Annotated in this window: 2 protein-coding genes; both read right to left on the bottom strand. The window is 32.2% G+C overall.

Going from position 1 to position 3,169, the window contains the following annotated elements; translation table 11 throughout:
- Positions 1 to 354 precede the first annotated feature (354 nt).
- Positions 355 to 1,020 carry a carbonic anhydrase gene (locus A6M55_RS06855; RefSeq protein WP_015030612.1) on the bottom strand — a complete coding sequence of 222 codons (666 nt, stop codon included), beginning with the start codon at positions 1,018 to 1,020 and terminating at the stop codon, positions 355 to 357.
- Between the two features lie 2 nt (positions 1,021 to 1,022).
- The gene (locus A6M55_RS06850) at positions 1,023 to 2,564 is read right to left on the bottom strand and encodes a SulP family inorganic anion transporter (protein WP_064197003.1); all 1,542 of its coding nucleotides are present in this window, start codon (positions 2,562 to 2,564) and stop codon (positions 1,023 to 1,025) included.
- Positions 2,565 to 3,169 lie beyond the last annotated feature (605 nt).

Here is a 3,169-nt window from a genome sequence, read left to right as displayed (position 1 = left end):
ATTTGAATCACATTGGGGGCAGTTTGGGAGGTTCATATTTATCTATATATTTTTAGCAAAGATATATTTTTTTAGCAAATATAGATTATTCCAAGATTATTTTTTATTTTTTTCATAACAAATTTTATAAATCATTGATAATCAAACAACAAGTATTTCATTGAAAATAATGCAATTGAAATACATGATAAACATAAAATAAGTAGCTAGAAGTATCTTCTTTGAGAAAGAACGCAGATTTTTGGTGATAAACAGTGCGTGATTATTATTAAAAATACTACTAAAACAGAATGTTATAATCAAAAAAAGCTATCAAAATTGATAGCTTTTTGGTGTGGAATTCAATAGATTAGATTATTTCATTACTTCACTTAATTCAACAACAGGCAATTCGTACCTATAAACTTCTTCAATTGCCGACAAATCATCGGGAAAGATTTCCATAATGGTTTTAATTAACCCACTTTTTAAATCAAGCACCCATCCATGTAAATGTGGATAATCACCATTCGCCCAAGCTTTTTGAACAATTGTCGTTTTAGCTAAATTTCTTACTTGTTCAACTACATTCAATTCTACAAGCCTATCAAATCGAGATTGAAAATCATCAATTTTACTTAACTCATCAATATGTTTGACATTCACATCTTTAATGTGTCTGAGCCACTTATTAATTAAACCATAATCTTTATTATCCATCGAGGCCTTTACACCACCACAGTTGTAGTGTCCAACCACTAGAATATGCTTTACTTTTAAAACCTCAACTGCATATTGTAATACGCTCAACATATTAATATCAGTATGTACCACTAAATTAGCTACATTTCTGTGCACAAAAATATCTCCGGGTTGAGTGCCTGTAACTTGGTCGGCAGGAACACGACTATCAGCACAACCAATCCATAAAAACTCTGGACTTTGATTGGCAGAAAGGTTTTCAAAATAAGACTCATCCAGTCGAAGTTTTTCGGCTGCCCATGCCTTATTTGCTAATAAAAGTTTTTGATATGATTGCATATTTATCTGATTTTAGTTTTTTCCTTGTTTATTCCTTTTAATTGTACATTAATGTTTCTACTGATTACCTCCTTCTGAAACTCTTCAAGCGTTAAGTAAATGTCATGGTCAATAAATGATGCCTTCACACCATCTACGTACACCATATCTCCTTCATCTAATTCTGCCAACTTTTGTTTCAACTCTGATTTATTAAAATAGAAGATGTCTTTGTTAAACTGAATTAAGACACTCTTACCATCACGAAGAAATGAAATTGAGCCTTTATAATTAGTATACAATACATATACCATTGCCACAATTAAACCGATACCAATTCCTTTCAATAAATCTGTAAACACAACAGCAATTACCGTAACTACAAAAGGCACAAATTGGTCTTGTCCTTCTTGATAAAGTTGTTTAAAAATAGATGGCTTGGCCAGTTTATAACCAACCATAATTAATACTACTGCTAACGATGCAAGAGGTATTTGATTGAGAAATATTGGAATGGAAACAGTACAAACTAATAATAACAAACCATGAATAATTGTAGATAAATTTGTTTTGCCACCTGACTGAATATTGGCTGAACTCCGTACAATTACCTGGGTAACTGGAATACCACCCAACAAACCTGAAACGATATTGCCAGTACCTTGTGCTATTAGCTCTCGATTAGTGGGAGTAATTCTTGAATCAGGGTCTAGTTTATCAGTGGCTTCAACACTTAATAAGGTTTCCAAACTTGCAATAATTGCTATAACAATGCCCGTTTTCCAAATCAATGGATTAGTAATTGCCGCAAAATTTGGTAATTGAAATAAGTTAGTAAAATCGTCCAAAGAATTGATTACAGGTAGATTAACGAGATGTACGCTCTCTAAATGAAATACTGGTGGAAACGATAATAAACCATTGTTCAAAATAATTCCCACAATAACTGCAAGTAAAGCACCTGGGAATAGACTTAATATTTTATTTTTTTTGATAAAGTCTTGCTCCCACAAAATCATAATACCTAACGAGACAATCCCTATCGTTAATGCACCTTCGTTGAATAGCTCACTAATACGAAATAACTCGGAAAAAGTATTTTGACCATCTTTTTGAATAAAATCTTCATCTCCGACGTAGTCTAAATCTATTCCCATTGCGTGAGGAATCTGCTTCAAGATAATTATAATACCAATGGCTGTCAGCATACCTTTGATAACTGAAGAAGGGAAATAATAGCCAATCACTCCTGCCTTCAATATACCAAAGATTAACTGAAATACGCCAGCCAAAACTACGGCAGTTAAAAATGATTCATATAATCCTATTTCGGTTATGGCGTTTAAAACGATTACTGTTAGACCAGCGGCTGGGCCACTAACTCCTAATTGTGAGCCACTTATTAAGCCAACTACGATACCTCCTACAATTCCAGCGACAACACCAGAAATGAGCGGAGCACCTGATGCTAACGCAACACCTAAACATAATGGGAGAGCAACTAAAAATACAACTAAACCTGCTGATAAATCAGCATTTAAGTAATTAAAACTTAATTTTCTCATAATCAAACTGAGAGTTTTTGGGTTAAATGTTAAAGTACAATATGCGAAATACTCGATTCCGAACTTATAACTTTAAGAAATCAATATTTACAAGCAAAATATAAATTTGCAGAGGAGTGTTCTTAAGACTAAAATTTCAATTTAAGGCAATAAGATTTGATAAAATGAGCTAAAAGTGCACCTAATACGCAGTTTTACACCGACATATTAAAAATTTGAAACAAAATGTACATTTTATCAACGGAGGAAAACTAAAGAAACCTTGGAGGTGGAGAATCAATGATTAGAAAATGGGCAAAAAAGGAAGATTCGTATTTAAAAAAATGCAGAAAATTTGAAGTAATTGGCAGAAAATTGAACTGTAATTGTTGTTCTTGAACAAATAGCTCTTCGATTAAATTGTTTAAATCATCATTGGTCGAATCTTCTGCCTCGCTATTGTCTTCGATATCATTTATTTCGGTAGTAATTTTAGCAAAACTAACATACTCCCTCATAGTCGAATACTCGACTATGAATAAGAAGAATATCAATAGTACCTTTTTTACCATTTATAAATATTTTTTATATCTACTATAATTTTTGCTAATGCAAAAATAGATTAA

It is taken from the genome of Emticicia sp. MM (assembly GCF_001649495.1).
The sequence above is the reverse complement of the archived record's forward strand: the minus strand, read 5'-3'. Positions and strand labels throughout refer to the sequence as shown.

Bases quoted from the DNA above. Each gene is read 5' to 3' on its own strand.
- A6M55_RS06855 (WP_015030612.1), bottom strand. From the start codon at position 1,020: ATGCAATCATATCAAAAACTTTTATTAGCAAATAAGGCATGGGCAGCC.
- A6M55_RS06850 (WP_064197003.1), bottom strand. From the start codon at position 2,564: ATGAGAAAATTAAGTTTTAATTACTTAAATGCTGATTTATCAGCAGGT.